The 23075-nt window shown below is 70.8% G+C and carries 20 protein-coding genes; 2 read left to right on the forward strand and 18 right to left on the reverse strand.

From position 1 onward, the window contains the following. Positions 1 to 44 precede the first annotated feature (44 nt). A complete protein-coding gene (locus tag H4W80_RS16020; protein ID WP_192785827.1) occupies positions 45 to 1274 on the forward strand; it encodes a DUF349 domain-containing protein in 1230 nt (409 codons plus the stop codon). A gap of 124 nt (positions 1275 to 1398) precedes the next feature. Further along, positions 1399 to 2490: a cupin domain-containing protein gene (locus tag H4W80_RS60715; protein ID WP_225963470.1), complete on the forward strand. Its 1092-nt coding sequence runs from the start codon at positions 1399 to 1401 to the stop codon at positions 2488 to 2490. A 36-nt stretch (positions 2491 to 2526) separates the two neighbouring features. Here H4W80_RS60715 and H4W80_RS16030 read toward each other — a convergent pair whose 3' ends face one another. The 18 genes from H4W80_RS16030 to H4W80_RS16115 all read right to left on the reverse strand — a co-directional run bounded on the left by H4W80_RS16030 (position 2527) and on the right by H4W80_RS16115 (position 23062). After that, entirely contained in the window at positions 2527 to 4719 is a 2193-nt protein-coding gene (locus H4W80_RS16030) for a RelA/SpoT family protein (protein WP_192785828.1), read from the reverse strand. 187 nt (positions 4720 to 4906) lie between these two features. After that, positions 4907 to 5425 (reverse strand): adenine phosphoribosyltransferase, encoded by a 519-nt coding sequence (locus H4W80_RS16035; protein WP_192785829.1) that lies wholly within the window; start codon positions 5423 to 5425, stop codon positions 4907 to 4909. A gap of 120 nt (positions 5426 to 5545) precedes the next feature. Continuing rightward, the gene (gene secF / locus H4W80_RS16040) at positions 5546 to 6541 is read right to left on the reverse strand and encodes a protein translocase subunit SecF (RefSeq protein WP_192785830.1); all 996 of its coding nucleotides are present in this window, start codon (positions 6539 to 6541) and stop codon (positions 5546 to 5548) included. Position 6542: 1 nt separating this feature from the next. After that, the gene (gene secD, locus H4W80_RS16045; RefSeq protein WP_318786888.1) at positions 6543 to 8360 is read right to left on the reverse strand and encodes a protein translocase subunit SecD; all 1818 of its coding nucleotides are present in this window, start codon (positions 8358 to 8360) and stop codon (positions 6543 to 6545) included. A gap of 43 nt (positions 8361 to 8403) precedes the next feature. Next, entirely contained in the window at positions 8404 to 8793 is a 390-nt protein-coding gene (gene yajC, locus H4W80_RS16050) for a preprotein translocase subunit YajC (protein ID WP_192785831.1), read from the reverse strand. A gap of 212 nt (positions 8794 to 9005) precedes the next feature. Then, a complete protein-coding gene (gene ruvB / locus H4W80_RS16055; RefSeq protein ID WP_192785832.1) occupies positions 9006 to 10046 on the reverse strand; it encodes a Holliday junction branch migration DNA helicase RuvB in 1041 nt (346 codons plus the stop codon). Between the two features lie 501 nt (positions 10047 to 10547). Continuing rightward, a complete protein-coding gene (gene ruvA / locus H4W80_RS16060) occupies positions 10548 to 11168 on the reverse strand; it encodes a Holliday junction branch migration protein RuvA (RefSeq protein WP_192785833.1) in 621 nt (206 codons plus the stop codon). A 202-nt stretch (positions 11169 to 11370) separates the two neighbouring features. After that, complete coding sequence (gene ruvC, locus H4W80_RS16065; RefSeq protein WP_192785834.1) at positions 11371 to 11901, reverse strand: crossover junction endodeoxyribonuclease RuvC; 531 nt, start codon at positions 11899 to 11901, stop codon at positions 11371 to 11373. A 173-nt stretch (positions 11902 to 12074) separates the two neighbouring features. Continuing rightward, entirely contained in the window at positions 12075 to 13217 is a 1143-nt protein-coding gene (locus H4W80_RS16070) for a GNAT family N-acetyltransferase (protein ID WP_318786889.1), read from the reverse strand. A gap of 59 nt (positions 13218 to 13276) precedes the next feature. Beyond that, positions 13277 to 14953 (reverse strand): carbohydrate ABC transporter permease, encoded by a 1677-nt coding sequence (locus H4W80_RS16075; RefSeq protein WP_192785835.1) that lies wholly within the window; start codon positions 14951 to 14953, stop codon positions 13277 to 13279. 144 nt (positions 14954 to 15097) lie between these two features. Further along, the gene (locus tag H4W80_RS16080; RefSeq protein ID WP_192785836.1) at positions 15098 to 15850 is read right to left on the reverse strand and encodes a YebC/PmpR family DNA-binding transcriptional regulator; all 753 of its coding nucleotides are present in this window, start codon (positions 15848 to 15850) and stop codon (positions 15098 to 15100) included. Positions 15851 to 15853: 3 nt separating this feature from the next. Next, on the reverse strand, positions 15854 to 16432 hold the full coding sequence (gene pdxT, locus H4W80_RS16085) for a pyridoxal 5'-phosphate synthase glutaminase subunit PdxT (protein ID WP_192785837.1): 579 nt from the start codon (positions 16430 to 16432) through the stop codon (positions 15854 to 15856). Positions 16433 to 16495: 63 nt separating this feature from the next. Next, complete coding sequence (locus tag H4W80_RS16090; RefSeq protein ID WP_192785838.1) at positions 16496 to 17356, reverse strand: endonuclease/exonuclease/phosphatase family protein; 861 nt, start codon at positions 17354 to 17356, stop codon at positions 16496 to 16498. A gap of 12 nt (positions 17357 to 17368) precedes the next feature. Continuing rightward, on the reverse strand, positions 17369 to 18541 hold the full coding sequence (locus H4W80_RS16095) for an MFS transporter (protein WP_318786890.1): 1173 nt from the start codon (positions 18539 to 18541) through the stop codon (positions 17369 to 17371). A 61-nt stretch (positions 18542 to 18602) separates the two neighbouring features. Then, positions 18603 to 19031, reverse strand: a complete 429-nt coding sequence (locus H4W80_RS16100) for a MarR family winged helix-turn-helix transcriptional regulator (RefSeq protein WP_192785840.1) — start codon at positions 19029 to 19031, stop codon at positions 18603 to 18605. Between the two features lie 89 nt (positions 19032 to 19120). Further along, the gene (locus H4W80_RS16105; protein WP_192785841.1) at positions 19121 to 20809 is read right to left on the reverse strand and encodes an alkaline phosphatase D family protein; all 1689 of its coding nucleotides are present in this window, start codon (positions 20807 to 20809) and stop codon (positions 19121 to 19123) included. Between the two features lie 219 nt (positions 20810 to 21028). Continuing rightward, a complete protein-coding gene (gene pdxS / locus H4W80_RS16110; protein ID WP_192785842.1) occupies positions 21029 to 21943 on the reverse strand; it encodes a pyridoxal 5'-phosphate synthase lyase subunit PdxS in 915 nt (304 codons plus the stop codon). Positions 21944 to 22057: 114 nt separating this feature from the next. Then, positions 22058 to 23062, reverse strand: a complete 1005-nt coding sequence (locus tag H4W80_RS16115) for a DUF3048 domain-containing protein (protein ID WP_192785843.1) — start codon at positions 23060 to 23062, stop codon at positions 22058 to 22060. Positions 23063 to 23075 lie beyond the last annotated feature (13 nt).

Below are 23075 nucleotides of genomic sequence, written 5' to 3' on the forward strand. Positions count from 1 at the left end.
CGAAGTAGTCCCGAAGGGTCTGATGGAAAGTGCGGGAGGACACGGTGAGCACCGACCCGTGGGGCCGGGTAGACGACGACGGCACCGTCTACGTGCGTACGGCTGAGGGAGAGCGGGCCGTCGGCTCCTGGCAGGCCGGTGAACCCGAAGAGGCACTGGCCTACTTCCATCGCAAGTACGACGAGCTGGCCGGTCAGGTGCAGCTGCTGGAACAGCGCGTCAAGGGCACCGACCTGGCTCCTGCCCAGGCCGAGGCGAGCATCGTCAAGCTGCGTGAGGCCGTCTCCGACGCCCACGCCATCGGCGACCTCGACGCGCTGACGGCCCGGCTCGACGGCCTGACGGAGCTGGTCGCCCAGCGCCGCGAGGAGGTCAAGGCGGCCCGCGAGCACGCGCGCGCCGAGGCCAGGTCGGTCAAGGAGCGCATCGTCGCCGAGGCCGAGCGCATCGCGGACGAGACCACCCACTGGAAGTCGGGTGGCGAGCGGCTGCGCCAGCTCGTCGAGGAGTGGAAGGCCGCCGACCGCATCGACCGTGTCACCGAGGCCGCGCTGTGGAAGCGGCTCTCGGCGGCCCGTACGGCGTTCGCCAAGCGGCGCAAGGTGTACTTCGCGGGGCTCGACGAGCAGCGCGAGGGCGTGCGGGCGGCCAAGGAGCGCATCGTCGCCGAGGCCGAGGCGCTGGCCGACTCGACCGACTGGGGCCAGACCGCGGCGATCTACCGCGAGCTGATGCAGCAGTGGAAGAGCGCGGGCCGGGCCTCGCGCGAGGCCGAGGACGAGCTGTGGGCCCGCTTCAAGGGCGCGCAGGACCAGTTCTTCCAGGCCCGTTCCGCCGTCTTCGCCGAGCGCGACGCCTCGCTGGCCGCCAACGCGGAGGTCAAGGAGGTGCTGCTGGCCGAGGCCGAGAAGATCCTCCCGGTCACGGACGTGCGCACGGCCCGCTCGGCGCTGCGGAGCATCCTGGAGCGCTGGGAGGCCGCCGGCCCGGTGCCGCGCGAGCAGCGCGACCGGCTCGAGGGCGGGCTGCGCAAGGTGGACGAGGCCGTGCGCAAGGCCGAGGACGCCGAGTGGAAGCGCTCCAACCCCGAAGCCCGCGCCCGCGCGCAGAGCACCGTCGACCAGCTGCGCACCTCGATCGAGCAGCTGGAGCAGCGGCTGTCCAAGGCGCAGGCCGCCGGTCGCGCCAAGGACATCAAGGAGACCGAGGAGGCGCTGATCGCCCGGCGCTCGTGGCTGGAGGAGGCCGAGCGCACGCTCGCCGAGTTCAGCTGATCCCGGCGGAGGCCGGTGGAGGCCCGACCGGCCTCCACCGGGCCACGCCACCGTTCGCGAGCGAGTGGTGGCGGTGCGTGAAATGGGGCGGCGGCGGAAGGGGCTGAGACCTAGGCTGGCGGGCATGGATCCCGTCAGCGCCGCACGCGCCCTCGTCGAGGAGATGTTCCCGGGGGCCCTGTACGCCTTCGTCGGCGGCAGCGCCCTCACCGAGCGCCGCACCAGCACCTCGGACCTCGACGTCGTCGTGGTGCTCGACGGCCTGCCCACCCCCTACCGCGAGTCGCTGCGGTGGCGGGAGTGGCCCGTGGAGCTGTTCGTGCACAGCGAGACCAGCCTGCGCGCCTACCTCGACAAGGACTTCGACCGGCGCCAGCCGAGCCTGGCCCGCATGTGCGCCGAGGGCGCGGTGCTGACCGACCGGACCAGCGGCCGCGCCAGCGACCTCCAGGCGGCGCTGAGCGAGCGCCTGGCGGCCGGACCGGGCGGTCTGACCAGCTCACAGGCCGAACGGGCCAGATACGCCCTGTCCGACCTCCTGGACGACCTCTCGGGGGCCACGGACCCGGGCGAGCGGACGTTCATCCGGTGGCAGGTGGCGCAGGAGACCGCCAGGATGGCGCTCGGGCTGGGGCGCAGGTGGCAGGGGAGCGGCAAGTGGCTGCTGCGCGAGCTGCGCGCCCACGACCCGGAGCTGGCGCAGGCGCTGCTCGGGGCCGTCGACGACTCGGCACGGCTGGCCGCCGTCGCCTCGGACGTCCTGGAACGCGCTGGAGGGCGTCTCTGGGAGGGCTACAGGGCGGAGGGGGACCCGTTCCACCAGCCGCTGCGTCACGTGCCCTCTGGGGAGCTCTCGGGCGAAACGGCTCAGAGCTCCGGCATGCGCCGGCTCGCGGCGATCAGCGGGGACACGGCCGGGTCCGCCCGCCTCTGGATGGGCCAAACCCACGTCGCGCCCGCCACCCGCTCGTCCGACCACCACCACGGGGCCTCGGAGACGGCCATCTACGTGGTCAGCGGCACGCCGTCGTTCGTGTTCCTGGAGGGCGGGGATGAGGTGCGGCTGGACACCAAGCCCGGCGACTACGTCTTCGTGCCGCCGTACGTGCCGCATCGCGAGGAGAATCCGGACCCGTCGCAGGAGGCCGTGGTCGTCATCGCCCGCAGCACCCAGGAGGCGATCGTCGTCAACCTCCCCGACCTCCGCCCCCGCTGACCCACCGCCCGGCCGCCGGGGCCCGCCCGGCGGCGGTCAGCTGCCGGCGCCGCTGACGCGGTAGACGTCGAACACGCCCTGGATGCTGCGCACCGCCTTGAGCACGTGCCCCAGGTGCTTGGGATCGCCCATCTCGAACGTGAACTTGCTGATCGCCACCCGGTCCCGCGATGTCGTGACCGACGCGCTCAGGATGTTGACGTGCTGGTCGGAGAGCGTGCGCGTGACGTCGGACAGCAGGCGCGGCCGATCCAGCGCCTCCACCTGGATCGCGACCAGGAACACGCTGTCGTCGCTGGGCGACCAGCTGACCTCCACGAGCCGGTCGGGCTGCTCCTTGAGCTGCTGCACGTTGGTGCAGTCGGCGCGGTGCACCGACACCCCGTGCCCCCGCGTGACGAACCCGACGATCTCGTCGCCGGGCACCGGGGTGCAGCACTTCGACAGGCGTACCCACACGTCGGCGTCGCCCGCCACGACCACGCCCGCGCCGCCACCGCCACGGGGGCGGCCGCGCAGCCGGGTGGGCAGCGAGGTCTCGGCGATGTCCTCCTCGGCGCTGTCGACGCCGCCGATCGAGGCCACCAGCTTCTGCACAACGGCCTGCGCCGCGATGTGCCCCTCCCCCACGGCCGCGTAGAGCGCGGAGACGTCGGGGTAGCGCAGGTCGCGGGCGAGCGCCAGCAGCGCCTCGCCGGACATCAGCCGCTGCAGCGGCAGGCCCTGCTTGCGCATGGCCCGCCCGATGGCCTCCTTGCCCGCCTCGATCGCGGTCTCGCGGCGCTCCTTGGAGAACCACTGCCGGATCTTGTTGCGGGCCCGGCCCGACTTGACGAACTTGAGCCAGTCGCGCGACGGCCCGGCGTCCGGCGACTTGGAGGTGAAGATCTCGACCGTGTCGCCGTTGCCGAGCCGCGACTCCAGCGGCACCAGCCGCCCGTTGACCCGGGCGCCGATGCAGCGGTGACCCACCTCGGTGTGCACGGCGTACGCGAAGTCGACCGGCGTGGCCCCCTCGGGCAGCGCGATGACCTGCCCCTTCGGGGTGAACACGTAGACCTCGGACACCGACAGGTCGAACCGCAGCGACTCCAGGAACTCGCCCGGGTCGGAGGTCTCCTTCTGCCAGTCGAGGAGCTGGCGCAACCAGGCCATGTCGCTGCCCGGCTTGACCTTGCCGGTGGGGCCGGGGCTGCCGACCTCCTCCTTGTACTTCCAGTGCGCGGCCACGCCGTACTCGGCCCTGTGGTGCATCGCGTGGGTGCGGATCTGCAGCTCCACCGGCTTGCCCTCGGGACCGATCACCGTCGTGTGCAGCGACTGGTACATGTTGAACTTGGGCATCGCGATGTAGTCCTTGAACCGCCCCGGCACCGGGTTCCACCGGGCGTGGATGGTGCCGAGCGCGGCGTAGCAGTCGCGCACGCTGTCGACGAGGACGCGGATGCCCACCAGGTCGTAGATGTCGTCGAAGGCCACGTCGCGGGCGATCATCTTCTGGTAGACCGAGTAGTAGTGCTTCGGCCGGCCCTTGACGACGGCGCGGATCTTGGCCTCGCGCAGGTCGCCGGAGACCTTCTCGATGACCTCCTGCAGGAACAGGTCGCGGCGCGGCGCCCGCTCCGACACCATGCGCGCGATCTCGTCGTAGCGCTTGGGGTAGAGCATGGCGAAGGCCAGGTCTTCCAGCTCCCACTTGATCGTGTTCATGCCCAGGCGGTGGGCCAGCGGGGCGAAGATCTCCAGCGTCTCGCGCGACTTCTGGTGACGCTTGTGCTCGGGGAGGTAGCGCATGGTGCGCATGTTGTGGAGCCGGTCGGCGAGCTTGATGATCAGCACGCGGATGTCGCGCGACATGGCGACGACCATCTTGCGCACGGTCTCGGCCTGCGCGGCGTCGCCGAACTTCACCTTGTCCAGCTTGGTCACGCCGTCGACCAGGGACCCGATGGTGTCGCCGAAGTCGCCGCGCAGCTCGTCGAGGCTGTAGGCGGTGTCCTCCACCGTGTCGTGGAGCAGCGCGGCGCACAGGGTCTCGTCGTCGGTGCCGAGCTCGGCCAGGATCGTGGCCACGGCCAGCGGGTGGGTGATGTACGGGTCGCCGGACTTCCGCTTCTGGTCGCGGTGGTGGTAGGCGGCGACGTCGTACGCACGCTCGATCAGGCGCAGGTCGGCCTTGGGGTGGGTGGCGCGGACCGTGCGGAACAACGGCTCCAGCACCGGATTCATGGCCCCACCCCCAAACCGCCTTCGACGCACCGCTGGAACACCGGACGCCTCGGCGTTGCCGGAGTCGGTTACGTCGGGCACGACCACATCACGGGGCACACAGACTCCTCACGCAATGGCTCCTCACGTTCGAGTCCAGATCCCTCAGTGTATCCAGGCGGCGAACCTGGGCCGTCGCGGGCCGGGCTCAGACGATCACGAGGGAGTGCAGGTCCACTCCCGTAAGCCGCTCACGTCCCCTGAGAAAGGCCAGTTCCATGAGCACGGCGATGCCGACGACCTCGGCGCCGGCCCTCTTCACCAGCTCCACGGCCGCCTTCGCGGTGCCACCCGTGGCCAGCACGTCGTCGACCACGAGAACGCGGTCGCCGGCTGTGAAGGCGTCACGGTGGACCTCGATGGTCGCGGAGCCGTACTCCAGATCGTAGGACTCTTCGAGGGTTTCGGCGGGCAGTTTCCCCTTCTTCCGTACCGGTACGAAACCCGCCCCCGCCCGGTACGCCACCGGAGCCGCGAGGATGAACCCGCGCGCCTCGATGCCCACGATCTTGTCCACCTGGTGGAGCCCGGCCAGTTCGTCCACCACGGCCGCCATGGCGATCGGGTCGCCCAGCAGCGGGGTGATGTCCTTGAACATCACGCCCGGCTTGGGGTAGTCGGGCACGTCCCTGATCCTGTCCAGGATCAGCGTGCTCAGCTCGGTCATGGCGTCTCCTCGCATATCGTGCGCCGGCGGTGTGCCGGGCTCCATGATGGTGCATCCTCCGCGCACGCAACGACGCCCCCGACCCCGTGAAGGGCGAGGGCGTCGTGACGTGCGCGCTTGCTATCCCTTGGCTACGGCTGCGCTTTTGGAACCCTTCGGGCCCTTGCCGCTTCCCGTCGAGGCCAGCCTCCTGGCGATGGCCTGGTACTTCGGCTCCCGCTCCTTCAGCGTCACCAGCAGCGGCGTGGCGACGCACAGCGAGGAGTACGTACCGACGATCATGCCGACGAACAGCGCCAGCGACAGGTCCTTCAGCGTGCCCGCGCCGAGCAGCGTGGTGCCGATGAACAGGATCGCCGCCACCGGCAGGATGGCGACCAGCGAGGTGTTCAGCGACCGGATCAGCGTGTGGTTGAGCGCGTTGTTGGCCGCCATCGAGTACGTCATCTTCGACGTGTGCCCCAGCTTGGCCGTGACCTCCTTGATCATGTCGAACACCACGACCGCGTCGTAGAGCGAGTAACCGAGGATGGTCAGGAAGCCCAGCAGCGTCGCCGGCGTGACCTCGAAGCCCGACCAGGCGTAGATGCCGGCCGTGATGACGAGGTCGTGGATGAGCGCGACGATCGCCGACATGGCCATCTTCGGCTCGAACGCCATCGACAGGTACAGGATGATCGCCAGCATGAACACGCCCAGGCCGATCCAGGCCTTCTGGGAGACCTCACCGCCCCAGGACGGGCCGATGGCCTGGACGCTGACCTGCCCGACCGGGGTGTTGAAGTCCTTGGCGATCTGGGACTGCACCTGCTCCCGGGTGTTCTCCGGCAGGCTCTCGGTGGTCACCCGCCAGCCGCCGGTGCCGGCCGACTGGACGATCGCCTGGTGCGCGCCCTCGTTGAGGACGGCCTCGCGGACCGTTTGGACGGTGGCCTGCTCGGACTTGAACGAGAAGACCGTACCGCCTCTGAACTCCACGCCCAGGTTGAGCCCGTTGATCAGCAGACCCGCGATCGAGATGAGCAGCAGAATGCCTGACAGGCTGTACCAAAGTCTCCACTGGCCGACGAAGTCGACATTGATCTCGCCGCGGTAGAGGCGACGCGCCAGTCCCATCTCAGGCCTCCTGCGGGGTGGTCGGGCGGCCGGACGAGCCGGCCTCGCTCATGCGCTCGGCGTCGAGGCCGGACAGCGGATGCCCCTTGGCGAAGAACTTGAGCCGCGCCAGCAGGGCGATGAACGGCTTCGTGAACAGGAACACCACCACGATGTCGATCAGCGTGGTCAGGCCCATCGCGAAGGCGAACCCGGCCACACCGCCCACCGCCAGGAAGTAGAGCACGATCGCGGCGATGAACATGACGGCGTCGGCGATCAGGATCGTGCGCCGGGCACGGACCCAGGCCACCTCGACGGCCGCGCGGAGCGTCCGGTGGCCCTCCTTCATCTCGTCACGTATGCGTTCGAAGTAGACGATGAAGGAGTCGGCGGTGATGCCGATGGAGACCACGAGGCCGATGATGTGCGGCAGCGAGAGCCGGAAGTTGGCGTTGTGGCCGAGCACGACCACCGCCGTGTACGTCAGGATCGTGGCGACCACGAGGCTCAGCACCGCCACGAGGCCGAGGCCGCGGTAGTAGAGCATCGAGTAGACCACGACGAGCGCGAGGCCGATGAGGCCCGCGACCAGACCGCCCTGCAGCTGGTCCTGGCCCAGCGTCGAGGAGACCGTGTCGACCGAGCTGCGGTTGAACTTCAGCGGCAGCGCGCCGTACTTGAGCTGGTCGGCCAGCTGGGTGGCGCTGACCTGGTCGAAGCCGCCGGTGATCTCGGCCCGGCCGCCGGGGATCGGGCTGATGATGTTGGGGGCGGTGATGACGACGCCGTCGAGCACGACCGCGACCTTGTTACGTGGCTCCTGCGAGTTGTAGGCGGCCGTGGTGAGCTTGCTCCACTCGGCCGCGCCCTTGCTCTTGAAGTCGAGCTGGACGACCCACTCGACGGTGCCCTGGCGGACGCCCGCCGAGGCCGTGTCGATGTCGGTGCCGACGACCTTGGCGACGTCGAGGACGTACTTGTAGCTGCCGTCGGTCTCACAGCCCGCGTACTGCTTCTTCGGGTCGTCCTGGACGCCCTGGCCGCGGTTGGCCGGGTTGGCGCAGTCGAGCTTGTTGAACTGGGCCAGCACCGCCGGGTCGATGCCCTGGGTGTTGACGCCCGCGTTGGGGTTCTGCGCGGGCGGCGTGCTGGGCTGGCCGGACGGGGCCGCCGTCGGGGTGGCCTTGGCGTTCTGGCCCTTGTTCTGCTGCTTCTGGGGGGTGTCGGTGGCGCCGGGCTGCGCCGTCGCCGACGCGGCCGGCGTCGGCGCGGTCAGCGCGGACGACAGCGCCTTGCCCGTCGGGGACACGCTGGGCTGCGGCGTGGAGGCCGCGGGCGCGCCAGACTTGTCCGACCTGGGGGTGGTGGACTTGTCGGACTTGGGGGTGGCGGGCTGGCTCGCCGAACCCGACGGGCTCGGCGTCGGCGCGTTGGTGGCCAGGTTCTGCGGAACCTGCGTGGCCTCCATGGCCAGCACCTGGCGGAAGCGCAGCTCCGCGGTGGTGGCGACCAGCTTGATGGCCTCGCTCTGTCCGACACCCGGGATCGAGATGATGATGTTGCTGCCGGACTTGGCGACCTCCGCGTCGGAGATGCCGGTGCCGTTGACTCGTTCGCGGATGATGTTGACCGCGCGATCGAGGATCTCATCCGGCGGCGCCGCGTTGTTCAGCGTCACCGGGGACAGAGTCACCGTCGTGCCGCCGGCGAGGTCGAGACCCAGCTTGGGCGTGAACGCCTTCTGCAGGAACATCGTCCCGCCCAGGGCGAGGATGAGCGCCAGCAGCACCAGGAGCGTTCGCCCCGGTCGGCTGTGGCGGCTGGTCGGTCGGGCCACTGGTCGTCAGTTCTTTCAGATAGAGGTTTGTCGCAGAGCTTAGTCAGGACTGCTTGGTGCTGGAGTCCTGGTCATCGTTGCGATCCACGGTGGCCTCGGACTCCTTCTTGCCCTCCTCACCCGGTGCGGCCTCGTCGTCGGAGGACTCGTCCGCCGCGGGAGCGTCCCCGGGCGTGACCACGCGGCCGATCGCGGCCTTCACCCAGCGGGTCTCGATCCCCGGCGCGACCTCGAGGACCACATCCTCATTGTCCACCGCCTTCACGGTGCCGAACAGTCCGGTCGTGGTCATGACCCGGGCACCGGGAGCCAGGGAGTTCTGCATTTGGATCGCCTCTTGCTGCCGCTTGCGCTGAGGGCGGATCAGCAGGAAGTAGAACACCACCACCAGCAGAATCAGCGGCAAGATGCTACCGAGTTGTCCCATGTCCATAAGGGGCGACCTTCCATTGTCGTACAAGAAGTTGACACCGGCCTCGCGCCGGAAATTCCGTGCGTTGCGTCGGGGCCGCGCCGCTCAGCCCGTCAGCCTACACAGCCAGCCAAGCCACGGAGTGTAGGCCGTTGTTGCGAAACGCGGCAACGAGGCAGCGTTTCGGCGCGCGGGGAAGTTCCCATTTTGAAACGGTTGCAACCGTTCTGTGATCAGCCGTCTGAGTCGAATACCGCTGCTCCGAACGCGTCGGGGGGCGGGGTCATGCCGAGGTGGCTCCACGCGGCCGCCGTCGCGACCCGGCCGCGCGGGGTCCTGGCCAGCAGGCCCTGGCGTACGAGGAACGGCTCGGCCACCACTTCGACGGTCTCCGGCTCCTCCCCCACGGCCACGGCCAGCGTGGACAGGCCGACCGGGCCGCCGCCGAATTTCTTCAGCAGCACGCCGAGCACCGCCCTGTCGAGCCGGTCGAGCCCTTCGGCGTCGACTTCGTACAGGTTGAGGGCCGCCGCCGCGATTTCCCTATTTATCACCCCATCGGCCCTTACGTCCGCGAAATCCCGCACTCGCCTGAGCAACCGGTTCGCGATACGGGGCGTCCCCCGGGACCGCCTGGCGATCTCGTGCGCCCCGTCCGTGGGCAGGATGACGCCGAGCAGCTTGGCCGACCGGTAGAGCACCTGCTCGAGCTCGCCGACCTCGTAGAAGTCCATGTGCGCGGTGAACCCGAACCGGTCGCGCAGCGGCGCGGGCAGCAACCCGGCCCGGGTGGTGGCGCCGACGAGCGTGAACGGCGCGATGTCGAGCGGGATGGCCGTGGCTCCCGGGCCCTTGCCGACGACGATGTCGACCCTGAAGTCCTCCATGGCGAGATAGAGCATCTCTTCGGCGGGCCTGGCCATCCGGTGGATCTCGTCGATGAACAGCACCTCGCCCTCGGCGAGCGTGGACAGGATGGCGGCCAGGTCGCCCGCCCGCTCCAGCGCGGGACCGGAGGTGATCCTCAGCGGCGCGTTGAGCTCAGCGGCGATGATCATGCCCAGCGTGGTCTTGCCGAGCCCGGGCGACCCGCTCATCAGCACGTGGTCGGGCGGCCGCTGCCTGCGCAGGGCGCTCTCGAGCACGAGGGAGAGCTGCTCGCGCACGCGGCCCTGGCCGATGAACTCGCCGAGCCGCTTGGGCCGCAGCGCCGCCTCGATCTGCAGCTCGTCGCCACCGGCGTCGGACGACACCAACTCCCGCTCAAACCCCACACCCACACCCCCTCACACCAGCTCCATCGCCAACCCACCAGGAACCGCTCGCACCAATCCCCGCCACCGGCCAGGCACCCGAACGCCGCAACGCCACCAGGGGCGCGCCCGCACGGCGCGACGTCGCCGAGCCGGCGCACGGACGGCACGACATCGCCCAGCCGACGCACGGACGGCACGACATCGCCGAGCCGACGGCCGCACGACGCGACATCACCGCGACGCTCGCTCCCGGCGCCTGGCGGGAGCCCACCGCGCCGCGACGGCGGGACGTGGTGCGGCGGAGACCGGCGCAACATGATTGGCGCCCGGCCGGGCCACGGTGCCGGGTGCACGACTCGCTCGTCACGGCGAGCAGCCCGTGAGCCTTCACAACCGGCCATGACAGACGGGAACCGGCGTCGGCGCGTGCGGTTACCTTGGCCCCGCCGTAAAAACCGGGTTGGAGAACGGCCACCCTGGCGCAAGAGAGCCCGGCGCGCGGACGGACAGGGCGACCGGTCATCGGACGCTCAGGGACTGCAGCGCGGCCTTCAGGAGCGCGGCCACCTGGGGACGGCGCCCGGCGGCGAGATCGGCGTCGGCGACCGGCTCCACGGCGGCGACGGCCTCGTCTGCGTCCTTGCTGGAGTAGCCCAGCCCCACCAGCCCCGAGTGGACCTGATCGCGCCACGCCGCCACGCGCCGCTCCCCGTTGAGCGCGGCGTTGACCGCCTCCTCCGGCGTGCCGAGCCGGTCCTTCAGCTCCAGCACGATCCGCTGCGCCCCCTTCTGCCCGATCCCCGGCACCTGCGTGAGCGCCTTGAGGTCGGCGCCGGCCACGGCGACGCGCAGCGCGTTGGGCGTGTGGACGGCGAGCATCGCCAGCGCCAGCTTGGGCCCGACCCCGCTGGCCGTCTGCAGCAGCTCGAACACGGCCCGCTCGTCGTCCGTGGCGAACCCGTAGAGGGTGAGCGACTCCTCCCGCACCACCAGCGACGTGGCCAGGCGGGCGTCCTCCCCGACCCGCAGCGTGGCGAGCGTGCCCGGAGTGCAGTGGGTGAGAATGCCGACGCCACCGACCTCGATCACGGCTCCTTCGGGAGCGATCGCGGTCACCTTGCCCGACACCGACGCGATCACAGCCCACCATCCTTCCACGCCGCCGGGGCCCGCACGCCACCGGCGAGGGTCACAGCCCGACATCCTCCCGCATGATCACGGACGACACGCCGCGGGCGCGCGGGCCATCGGCACGGCACGCCACCCCCGAAGCCCCCGAAGCGCCCAAAGCCTCCGAAGCCCTCGGAGCCCCCAATGCCCCCGAGACCCTCGGAACGGATGGTCACGGCCTGGTGTCCTTCCGGGTGGCCTTGGCGAGGGCGGCGGCGAGGCGGTGCTGGGCGCCGCCGCGCCACACGTGGCAGATCGCCAGGGCCAGCGCGTCGGCGGCGTCGGCGGGCTTGGGCATCTCGCTCAGGCGCAGCAGCCGGGTGACCATGGCGCCGATCTGCTTCTTGTCGGCGGTGCCGCTGCCCGTGATGGCCGCCTTGACCTCGGACGGCGTGTGCAGCGCCACGGGAAGCCCGCGCCTGGCCGCGCACAGCACGGCGATCCCGGCCGCCTGCGCGGTGCCCATGACGGTGCGTACGTTGTGCTGGCTGAAGACGCGCTCGACCGCCACCGCGTCGGGCCGTACGTCGTCGAGCCACTGCTCGATGCCGGCCTCGATGCCGACGAGCCGCGCACCGAGCTCCTCGTCGGCTCCGGTGCGCACCACCCCGACGGCCACGAGCGTCAGCGGCGCGCCCGGCCGCCCCTCGACAGCGCCCAGCCCGCACCGGGTCAGCCCCGGATCGACGCCCATCACCCGCACCGGCCAGCCCCCTCGTCGCCGAACACCTGTTCGGCACGAGACTTTACCCCGGCCGGGGCGCGTACGCACCGGCAATCGCCCGCACGCCGGGGAAGGAAGCCACAGGCGCGCCCCGGACCAGAAGCCTCGGGTCAGAAGCCTCGGGTCAGAAGCCTCGGGTCAGAAGCCTCGGGTCAGAAGTAGTCCAGCATGTACGGCTTGGCGGCGAAGGCCGTGTCGAGCGCCTCGTCGTAGCGGTCGTCACCGGACATCAGCCCGCTCAACCGCAGCGTCGCCGTCGGCACCCCCGCGTACAGCGCCGAGAACCCGTTCACCGAGAGCGTGACCCCGGCCCCCTCGACGGGCGTCACCGCACCGGACCCGCCCGCGACCTCCAGCCGCCACGACCCCCCGCCGCCCAGCGGATCGTCCACGGTGAGCACGGCCTCGCAGCTCACGTACGCCGGAAAGCCCCGCCGCTCGACCGCGGCGGCCACGTCCAGCACCCTGAACATCCACCGCGACTGCCGCACCTCCTCGCTGGACCGCTCCCGCAGCATCCACAGCACCGGGTCGTCCGGAGCCACGGCGGCCACGACTTTGCGGGCGACGGAGGACGCGCTGCCCACCAGCGACCAGAGCGCCCGGGCGGTCTCGGCCGAGCCCGCGACCAGGTTCTCCACCTGCATGTCGTCGCCCCGCCACCGGTAGACGACGAAGCCGTCCTCGGCCAGGTAGAGGAAGTCGTCCTTGTTCTCCAGCCACAGGGACCAGGTGGCCTCGTCCCAGGAGATGGGCCCGCTGGCGCGGGTGGCCGAGTGGACGCGGTGCAGCAGGGAGACGACCTCGCCCGCGTCATCCGGGCCCATCCTGCGCAGCTTGACCTGCCCGGACGGCCGGATCTGGCGCAGCGCCTCGGCCGGGAGCCGGACCTTGTACTGGCCACCGGCGTGCTCGAAGCCGACCGAGCGGTAGATCGGCGTGGTGGCCGGATAAAGCGCCGAGACCGCGTCACCCAGCGCCGCGGCCCGCTCCACGACGGCCCGCATGATCAGGCTGCCGACGCCACGGCCCCGGTCCTCGGGATTGACGGTGACGCCCGCGACGCCCGCCATCGGCTGCGGCCTGCCGTGCCACCACTGCGTGAACCGCCGCAACCGGGCGGCCGCGGCGAGCCTGGAGCCGTCGAACGCGCCCAGATAGCGGCCCTCGCCGAGCGCCGGGAGCACCGCCCGGCGCCACTTCTCGTTGTCGCCGGGGGGCAGCGGCCCGAACGAGCGCCTGCGCAGGTCAAGAACGTCGTCGAGGTCTTCAGCGATCAGGTTGCGAATCTCCACGAGGATCCAACCTATGGCGGGCCGCGCCGCCGGTCCACTTTGGGCGGCCGGCGTCGCGCCTACGCGGCGCCGGCGCGCGCCCGGGAGCGGTTCGTCGTGATGGCGAGCCTGTCGAGGTAGAGCAGCTGGGCGGCCACGGCGGCGATCAGCGCGACGGCGACGACGAGCAGCGGCGTGGCGGCGCCGACGTCGGGCTTCGCCGCGGAGAAGGAGCCGAGCTGGGCCATCTGCGCCACCGGCGCGGTGAACAACGCGGGTTTCTGCGCGACCAGCAGCGGCCAGAGCAGGTCCTGGGCGTTCATCAGGGCGACGGCTCCGGCGAGGATGCCCGCCATGGGCAGCGACGGGACGAACACGCCGCCGAAGAAGTCCTTGTCGGTGCGCTCGGCCAGCCCCTTGCACAGGAGCGTGAGCACGAGCAGGGCCGGGACGCTGACGAGGAGGGGCGGGAAGAGGGCCAGGAAGGTGTCGATGAGGCCCATGTTGCGCATGTTCTGCCAGTTCGCGACGCCGAGGGGCCCCGTGCCGACGAACAACCACGGCGCGAACACCAGCAGCAGCCACTCGCTCCCCCGCCCCAGCGGCCGCAGGCCGCCGATCCCGAGCGCGGCCAGGTAGGCGACGCCCACCGAGACGACCGCTCCGCCGATCGCCGGCACCCACGTGTTCACCTGGGAACGCGGGGAACCCGCCTCCGAGGCGGGCGAGGCGAGCACGCCGTCGATCCACGGCCAGGCGCACACGAGCGCGACGGCGAGGAAGACCACCAGCACCACGATCCCGACGGCCATCCCGACGCCCCCGGCACCACGCCCGGCGGTCACCTCCGCGGGCGGGGTCGGCGCGGCCGCGCCCGGCTCCGGTACGGTACGCGGCGTCAGCGTGACGCTCAGCCTCGAGGCCGCCACGACGACCGTCGCGACGATGCCCAGCACGCCGAGGATCACCCCCGTGAGGGTCGCAACGGACGCGCCAGGGCCGAACTCGGCCATCCGGAAGGCGAAGTCGTACTCCAGCCCCGCGAGCGTCTCTGTGGAGCGCTCAGGGCCTCCCCGGGTGAGCACGAGGCCGAAGGAGAACGTCTGGAGCCCGACCGCGACCGTGGCGATCGCGACGAGCACGCCCACCGCGAGCATCGCGGGCGCCGCACCGCCGCGAGAGTCCCCAGAAAAGCCCTGCGGGACGGAGCCGGCGCGCAGGGCGGGCAGGAACGCCATGACCGCCAGCGCGCACACCACCCCGAACGTGCCGGCCGCGACGATCAGCCGGAGCGTTCCAGGCGCGGTCGCGGGATCGCGCAGCCCTTCGGCCAGCCCCGCCAGGCCGGGCGCGTCCGGCGCCAGCCCGCGCGTCCAGGCCGCCGCCACCCCCACCGGCGAGAACGTGACGATCGCCAGCGACAGCGCGATCCGCCCGGCCCGCCGCGGCCACGTGCCCGCCCGGTCGAGCGCCACCGCCAGCAGCGGCGCCACCACCACGGCCACCAGCAACGGCATCGCGACCAGCGACAGCGTGAACCACGCCGCCCGCCAGAACTCGCCGTCGCCCAGCAGCTTGCCGTAGTTGGCGAACCCCACGTACGTGCTCTCGCGCAGGACGCCGCCCCTCTGCAGGCTGAGCCAGATCGTCTGGATCGTGGGGAGCACGAGCGAGATCAGCGTGCCGAACAGCGCGGGCACGGCCAGCAGCCAGCCGAGCGCCGGAGAGGGGGCCTGTGGAGGGGTGGGGGAAGTCACGTCGCCCGACCCTACGCTGCCCCGCCCCTTCTCGCACCCGAAGAAAGCCCCGGAACCCCCGAAGAAAACCGGGGCCGGAAACGCGGGGGTGGGCGCGCATGAGTAAGGGCCCGGCGTGGCCGAGCCCTTACGTCGGAACGACTGCTAGTCCAGCGCCGCCAGCACGTCGTCCGGCACGTCGAAGTTGGCGAAGACGTTCTGGACGTCGTCGCTGTCCTCCAGCGCGTCGATGAGGCGGAACACCTTCTTGGCGCCCTCCTCGTCGAGCGGCACGCTCATCGTCGGCAGGAAGCTCGACTCGGCCGAGTCGTAGTCGATCCCGGCGTCCTGCAGCGCCTTGCGGACCGGCACCAGGTCACCGGCCTCGGAGACGACCTCGAACGACTCGCCCAGGTCGTTGACCTCCTCGGCGCCCGCGTCGAGGACGGCCATGAGCACAGTGTCCTCGTCGAGCCCGTTCTGCTTGGGCACGATCACGACGCCCTTGCGGTTGAACATGTAGGAGACGGACCCGGGGTCGGCCAGCGAGCCGCCGTTGCGGGTCAGCGCGACGCGGACCTCGGAGGCGGCGCGGTTGCGGTTGTCGGTGAGGCACTCGATGAGCACCGCGACGCCGCCGGGCGCGTAGCCCTCGTACATGATGGTCTGCCAGTCGGCGCCACCGGCCTCGAGGCCGCCGCCGCGCTTGCGGGCGCGCTCGATGTTGTCGTTGGGCACGGAGTTCTTCTTCGCCTTGAAGATGGCGTCGAAGAGGGTGGGGTTGGCGTCCGGGTCGGGGCCACCGGTCCGTGCCGCCACCTCGATGTTCTTGATGAGCTTCGCGAACAGCTTGCCGCGCTTGGCGTCGAGCGCGGCCTTCTTGTGCTTCGTCGTCGCCCATTTGGAGTGGCCGGACATTACCTAGAGCTCCCTCACCATGTCTACGAAGTAACGGTGCACGCGCGTGTCCCCGGTCAGCTCGGGGTGGAACGACGTCGCGAGCAGCGGCCCTTGACGGACCGCGACGATCCTATCCCCAGGCTCGCACCTGCCCAGCACTTCGACGTCGCCGCCGAGGGATTCGACCCAGGGAGCGCGGATGAACACCGCGTGCACCCGCTCCCCCGCGAAGTCCAGGTCGGACTCGAAGGAGTCGACCTGGCGGCCGAACGCGTTGCGCCTGACCACCATGTCGATGCCGCCGATCGTCTGCTGTCCGGCGACGCCGTCCTCGATCCTGTCGGCCAGCATGATCATGCCGGCGCACGAGCCGTAGGCGGGCATGCCTTCCTTGATCCGCAGCCGCAGCGGCTCCAGCATGTCGAAGGTCTCGGCGAGCTTCCACATGGTGGTCGACTCCCCGCCGGGGATGACCAGGCCGTCGATCGCGTCCAGCTCGGCGGGCCGGCGCACGGCGGTGGCCGACGCTCCTGCCTCCTGAAGCATGCGCGCATGCTCGCGCACGTCTCCCTGGAGAGCGAGTACACCGATCGTGGGCACAGTCGATCCTTCCGTCTGGGTGCGGGTTCCGACAATTCAACACCAGGATGGCCTGGGATCTTCCTAAAGGGCCACTTTGACATGGACGGGCTTGTGGTCGGACAGCGTCACGTCCCGTGCGACGCGGCAGGTCCGCACCGTGCCCTTGGGGGCGAACAGGTAATCGAGCTTTTTACCCTCCCTGGTCCACCGGCCGGTGCGCCGCGCGCCGCGCTGGTCGCATTCCTGGTACGCGCGGTAGAGCGGCGCGACGGCCCGGCGACCGGCGGCGGCGCCGTATCCGCTGTCCGGGGGCGCCACGTTGAGGTCTCCGCCGAGGATCGTCCGGTGTCCCGGCTCGGCCGCGATCTCGAGCAGCCGCCTGATCTGCCTGGTCCGGTAGGGGGCGCCGGGCTGCCGGTCGTCGTCGGCGCGGCCGGAGGACAGGTGGGTGCCGCAGGCGCGCACCTTCCTGGCGGGGACGGTGGCGCAGAGGACGGCGCGCTTGACGTACCAGGGCGGGGCGGGCAGCGGGTGGACCTCGAAGGCGGCCCCGTCCTCGGCTGGGTCGCCCGCCACGGCGACCGCGATGCTCTGCGCGCCGCGCGGGCGGCCGAGGCGGTCGGGGTGGCAGGCGTACGGGGTGCCGTCGTGGGAGGTCAGGCCCCATGAGCCGATGGTCCAGGCGCGGCCGGTGCGCTGTTCGAGCCAGAGTTCGAGCGTGCCGGCCGCGCCCGTGCAGAACTCCTGCAGGAAGATCACGTCAGGGGGGCCGTTCTTGATCGCGTACCCGCCGATGCTCTGCGCGAGTTCGAGCGCGCCCGCGCGGTAGAGGGGGCACGCCGCGTTGGTGCCCGCGCAGACGTTCCAGGTCATCACGGACAGCTCGGCCCGTGCGGGCGCCCCGAGCAGGCCGGCCACGAGTAACAGGACAGGTCCCACCATGTGGGGAAATTATCAACCAGCGGGAGCCACCGCGTCCTGGAGCGTGTGGTCGGCGTCCACCCGGTTCAGGACGCGCAGGTGGTGGCGCCGGAAGTAGAGGATGGCCATGCCGACGAAGCAGCAGGCGGCGCCCAGCGCGTACGGCACGGCGACGCCGATCTCCTCGCCCAGCTTGGTGGCGATGAACGGGGCCAGCGCGCCGCCCATCCAGCGCACGAAGTTGTAGCCGGCGGAGGCGACGGGCCTGGGCGCGTCGGAGACCTCCATGGCCGACTCGGTGAACACGGTGTTGTTGAGGCCGATGGGGATGCCGGACAGCACGGTGAACACGATGATCCCGGTGTGCCCGGACAGCGCGATGCCGACCTGGAACACTGCCAGCAGCGCCAGCGCCAGGTGCAGCACGTTCACCGAGCCGATCCTGCGCTGCAGCGGCGGCGCGCCGAACACCGAGGCCAGCGCCACGCACACGCCCCACCCGAAGAAGACGGCGCCGATGCCGTAGGGCGACATGTGCAGGATGAACGGGGTGAAGGCCAGCACGGTGAAGAACGCGAAGTTGTAGAAGAGCGCGGTGAAGGCCGTGGTGGACAGGCCGCCGTGGGCGAGCGCCTTGATCGGCGCGGCGAGGCTCGTCCTGGCGGCGGGCTTGGGGGTGGCCCTGAGCAGGGTGACGATCAGTACGAAGCCGACGGCCATGAGGGTGGCGGTGCCGAAGAACGGGGCCCGCCAGTTCCAGTCGCCGAGCAGGGCGCCCACCAGCGGGCCGGCGGAGATGCCCAGGCCGAGCGCGGCCTCGTACAGGATGATCGCCGCCTCCGCGCCGCCGCTGGCCGCGCCCACGATGACTGCCAGCGCGGTGGCCACGAACAGCGCGTTGCCCAGGCCCCAGCCGGCGCGGAAGCCGACGAGCTCGCCGACGCTGGTGGAGGTGCCGGCGAGCGCGGCGAAGACGATGACGAGGGCGAGCCCGGCCAGCAGCGTCCGCTTGCCGCCGATGCGGCTGGAGACCCAGCCGGTGAGCAGCATCGCCACCGCCGTCACCAGGAAGTAGCTGGTGAACAGCAGCGACACCTGGCTGGGCGTGGCCTTCAGACCTTGGGCGATGGAGGGGAGGATGGGGTCGACGAGGCCGATGCCCATGAAGGCCACGACCGCGGCGAACGCGGTGGCCCAGACGGACACGGGCTGGCGAAGGATTCCGCCGCCGGATTGCATGGTGCTCCTTTACCGGGGGTGGGGGGCTTTACCGGGGGTTTCGGCCGAGCTTGGCCAGGACGGGCAGCGCGGCCGCCAGCGTGGCGCGCTCGTCGTCGGTGAGCGCGGCCAGCTCCTGGCTGAGGTGGGCGATCCTGGCCCGCCGGACGGCCAGCAGCCGCTCGCGGCCCTCGCCGGTCAGCTCGACCGTCCTGACGCGGGCGTCGGCCGGGTCGGAGCCGCGCGCCACCAGGCCGGCGTCCTCCAGGCGGTTGATCTGCACGGTCATCGTGGGCAGCTGGACGGCGTGCTCCTCGGCCAGCTCGGTCATGCGGCGCGGGCCGGGTTCGAGCGAGCCGAGCACGGCGTACTGCTGGCTGGTGACGGGCTGGCCGGCGACGGTGCGCCTGAGCAGGAGGACCAGGTGGCGCAGCACCGTGGAGACCTGCTCGGCCAGGCGGGTGGGGTCGTCCCTCATGCTTAGCCCAACTAACTTAGCCTGGCTAATATTCCGGTCAAGAAAAAAGCGGCACCCCGGAACCGGGGTGCCGCTCGCCGGAGCGATCGTCAGGGACGCTCGGTCTCCAGGCGGACCGTCTCCTCCACGGTCAGCTGCTGCTGGGCGCGCAGCGTCGGGTCGAGCGGGCGCAGGTACGTCTGCTGCACCCCCGGCACCCGGTCCTCCACGACGAACGTGGCCCGCGTGTAGACCTCGGCCCCCGGGGTCTGCACCTTCGGCACCACCCTGAAGTCCGCGGTCAGCTGGTCGCGCTCGATCTTCGTCAGCACGTAACCGCGCTGGTTGTTGTAGAACTTCAGGTGCGGGTTGATCGTCAGGAACGGGTGCGTGGACGGGTCGGAGTCCGCGCCGTCGCCGCCCGTCGAGATCGAGGTGGCCACCAGTTCGGAGCCCACCGACGGTCCGGTCGGGTCGTCGTAGTTCAGCTTGAGGTCGCTGGCCCAGTGGGCGTGCACGTCGCCGGTCAGCACGACGGCGTTGCGCACCTTGGCGTCCACCCAGCCCTGGGTGATGCGCTGCCGGGAGGCGACGTAGCCGTCCCAGGCGTCCTGACTGGTGATCCTGGCGGGGCCGGCGTTGTTGTCGCGCTGGGCGAAGAAGACCTGCTGGCCGATGATGTCCCACTGCGCGCGGGAGTGGTGGAAGCCGTCCAGCAGCCAGGACTCCTGCTCGGCCCCCGTGATCGAGCGCGCGGGATCCACGGCGGCCGGGCAGTCGCGGTAGCCGTCGCCGCAGCCCTGGTCGTCGCGGTACTGGCGGGTGTCGAGCATGTGGAACATGGCCATCCGCCCCCACCGGATCCGCCGGTAGAGCTGCATGTCGATGCCGCGCGGGATGGAGGTGCGGCGCAGCGGCATGTTCTCGTAGTAGGCGCGGAAGGCGGCCTCGCGCCTGGCCAGGAAGTTCGGCTGGGGGACCTCGGGCTTCTCGGGGATCTCGTCGGCCCAGTTGTTGTCGACCTCGTGGTCGTCCCACACCACCAGCCACGGCGCGGCCGCGTGCGCGGCCTGCAGGTCGGGGTCGGCCTTGTACTGGGCGTGGCGCTGGCGGTAGCCGGCCAGCGTCTCGGTCTCGGGGCCCTCGTGGTCACGGACGTTGCCACCGGGGATGGTGTAGGTGTCCTTGGTGTACTCGTACTGGTAGTCGCCCAGGTGCAGGACGAGGTCCGGGTTGTCCTCGGCCAGCCGGCGGTAGGAGGTGAAGTAGCCGTGCTCGTACTGGGCGCACGAGACGAACGCCATGGCCAGCGAGCTGCCGTACGACAGCGGGTGCGGCGCGGTGCGGGCCCGCCCGACCGGCGAGACGTACCTGCCGACGCGGAAGCGGTACCAGTAGTCACGGTCGGAGCCCAGCCGGTCGACCTCGACGTGCACGCTGTGGCCCCACTCGGGCGTGGCCACGCTCACCCCGGAGCGCACGACGCGGCGGCAGCGCTCGTCGGCGTACACCTGCCACTGCACCGGGAACGGCCGCTGCGGCATGCCGCCGAACCCGTCCTCGGCCAGCGGCTCCTGGGCGAGCCTGGTCCACAGGACGAAGCCCTCGTGGTCGGGATCGCCGCAGGCGACGCCGAGCGTGAAGGGATCGGTACGCAGCTCGCGCGAGGCCGCCTCGACGGCGGGATCGGTGCCGGGATCGGCGCCCGGATCAGCGAAGGCGGCGGTCGCGGGGATGGTCACGGCGGCGCCCGCCGCTAACCCTGTGACCAGAAAGTGCCGGCGGTTCAGCTTGGACACGAGACGCTCCTGTGACGATCAAGGGTGAGGGGGACGCCAGGTAGCTTTACTGAAGATCATGACTACGTGGTGAACGCCACACAACACCAAAAAGGCGACATCCTTCGCGGATGCCGCCTCATCTGGCGATTTTCATCGTCACGCTGTGGTGTGCCCCCGCCTGCCGTACGTGATCATGTCACACGGGCGGGCGTGGCGACCTGCAGCGACGCGCCGTCCCTACCAGCCGCGCTCGGCCAGGCGGTGCGGCTGCGGGATCTCGTCGACGTTGATGCCGACCATGGCCTCGCCCAGGCCACGCGAGACCTTGGCGATGACGTCGGGGTCGTCGTAGAAGGTCGTGGCCTTGACGATGGCCGCGGCGCGCTTGGCCGGGTCGCCCGACTTGAAGATGCCCGAGCCCACGAACACGCCCTCGGCCCCGAGCTGCATCATCATCGCGGCGTCGGCCGGGGTGGCGATGCCGCCCGCGGTGAACAGCACGACCGGCAGCTTGCCGGTCTTGGCGACCTCGACGACCAGCTCGTACGGGGCCTGCAGTTCCTTGGCCGCGACGTAGAGCTCGTCCTCGGGCAGCGAGGTGAGGCGCTTGATCTCGGCGCGGATCGTGCGCATGTGGGTGACGGCGTTGGAGACGTCGCCGGTGCCGGCCTCGCCCTTGGAGCGGATCATGGCCGCGCCCTCGGTGATGCGGCGCATGGCCTCGCCCAGGTTGGTGGCCCCGCACACGAACGGCACGGTGAACTGCCACTTGTCGATGTGGTTGGCGTAGTCGGCCGGGGTCAGCACCTCCGACTCGTCCACGTAGTCGACGCCGAGCGCCTGCAGGACCCTGGCCTCGACGAAGTGGCCGATGCGGGCCTTGGCCATCACGGGGATCGACACGGCCTCGATGATGCCGTCGATCATGTCGGGGTCGCTCATCCTGGAGACCCCGCCCTGGGCGCGGATGTCGGCGGGCACACGCTCGAGGGCCATGACGGCCACCGCGCCGGCGTCTTCGGCGATCTTGGCCTGCTCGGGGGTGACGACGTCCATGATGACGCCGCCCTTGAGCATCTCGGCCATGCCACGCTTGACACGGGCGGTTCCGGTGACGGGGGTGCTTTCAGGCGTGCTGGTCGACACGGTCATCCTCACGGCTCTCACGGCTTCGGTAAGTTATCAACCCCATGGTAGGTCCTGAAGGACCCCTCCCCCGACATGCCAAGATGTCAGGATTTATCGCCATACTTGGACAGAAAGGCGCTAGGGGATGACGGGTTTGCGGCTGGCGAGCGCCACCCAGACCTGGCCGGGCGCGAAGTTCATCGGCTCGCCGCTCTCCGTGGTGAACGTCGTACCGGTGTCCTCGGATTCCCGCTCCCAGTTCGCCTTGTACGCCTTGCCGTCGCGCAGCACGATCGCCTTGCCCTTGCCCGTGGTGTGCACGAGCGGCGTGTAGCTCTGGTTCTTGTCGTGGAACTCCGAGCGCTCGGTCTTGGTGTACTGGATGACGATCGTCGGCGCGCCGAGCTGGCCGCCCTCCGCCGCCATGTCCTTCTTGCCGTCCTGCCAGATCAGCCACTGCTCCTTCTCCGCCGACCAGGCGAAGGTGAAGCGCGCCGCGGGCCACTTGACGCTGTACGACTTCTTGTCCACGCCGCCCTCGGCCGGGGCCTCGCCGAAGGTGAAGCCGATGTCCTTGGCCTTGCTCGCCTTGGGGGCCTTGGCGAGGAGGTCCTTGGTGTTGGCGAAGAGGTTGTAGGGGGCGAAGCGGCCCGGCTGGCGGAAGTACGCCCCGGGGTTGCGCGTGTCGCCGACGTCGAACAGCGACGCCTTGGCCACGAACGGCAGCATCTTGGTCTGCACGCCCGAGTAGGCGAAGGCCGGCTTGCCGAACTGCGGCGTGATGTGCAGGTCGGAGATGCGGGCGCTGCGGACGGGGCCCACCTTCGCCGGCACCTTGGAGGAGAAGATCGCCATGAGCCGGGTCAGGCCCGCCTCGACCTGCTCGATGTAGACGATGTCCGCGCTCTTGAGGCCGAGCTGCGGCTTGCCCGCCGCGGTGTTCTCGATCTTCACCGCGAGCACCGGCTTCAGGCCGTCGTACGGCTTGCCGGTGAACGGGTGGCCCTCGGGCGCCTCGGTGGGCTCCTCGCTGGGAGCGGCCGTGGCGGCCTGGGGCGCCTTACCCGGGGCGGGCTCCTCCGAGGAGGAGCAGGCCGCGACGGGCAGCAGCACCGCCGCGCCGGCCAGTGTGACCGTGATCATCCGGGATAGCCGC

The organism is Nonomuraea angiospora, assembly GCF_014873145.1.
In the GTDB taxonomy this organism is placed as follows: Bacteria; Actinomycetota; Actinomycetes; order Streptosporangiales; family Streptosporangiaceae; genus Nonomuraea; species Nonomuraea angiospora.

Bases quoted from the DNA above. Each gene is read 5' to 3' on its own strand.
- H4W80_RS60715 (WP_225963470.1), top strand. From the start codon at position 1,399: ATGGATCCCGTCAGCGCCGCACGCGCCCTCGTCGAGGAGATGTTCCCG.
- H4W80_RS16030 (WP_192785828.1), bottom strand. From the start codon at position 4,719: ATGAATCCGGTGCTGGAGCCGTTGTTCCGCACGGTCCGCGCCACCCAC.
- H4W80_RS16035 (WP_192785829.1), bottom strand. From the start codon at position 5,425: ATGACCGAGCTGAGCACGCTGATCCTGGACAGGATCAGGGACGTGCCC.
- secF (WP_192785830.1), bottom strand. From the start codon at position 6,541: ATGGGACTGGCGCGTCGCCTCTACCGCGGCGAGATCAATGTCGACTTC.
- yajC (WP_192785831.1), bottom strand. From the start codon at position 8,793: ATGGACATGGGACAACTCGGTAGCATCTTGCCGCTGATTCTGCTGGTG.
- H4W80_RS16080 (WP_192785836.1), bottom strand. From the start codon at position 15,850: ATGTCCGGCCACTCCAAATGGGCGACGACGAAGCACAAGAAGGCCGCG.
- H4W80_RS16090 (WP_192785838.1), bottom strand. From the start codon at position 17,356: ATGGTGGGACCTGTCCTGTTACTCGTGGCCGGCCTGCTCGGGGCGCCC.
- H4W80_RS16100 (WP_192785840.1), bottom strand. From the start codon at position 19,031: ATGAGGGACGACCCCACCCGCCTGGCCGAGCAGGTCTCCACGGTGCTG.
- pdxS (WP_192785842.1), bottom strand. From the start codon at position 21,943: ATGACCGTGTCGACCAGCACGCCTGAAAGCACCCCCGTCACCGGAACC.
- H4W80_RS16115 (WP_192785843.1), bottom strand. From the start codon at position 23,062: ATGATCACGGTCACACTGGCCGGCGCGGCGGTGCTGCTGCCCGTCGCG.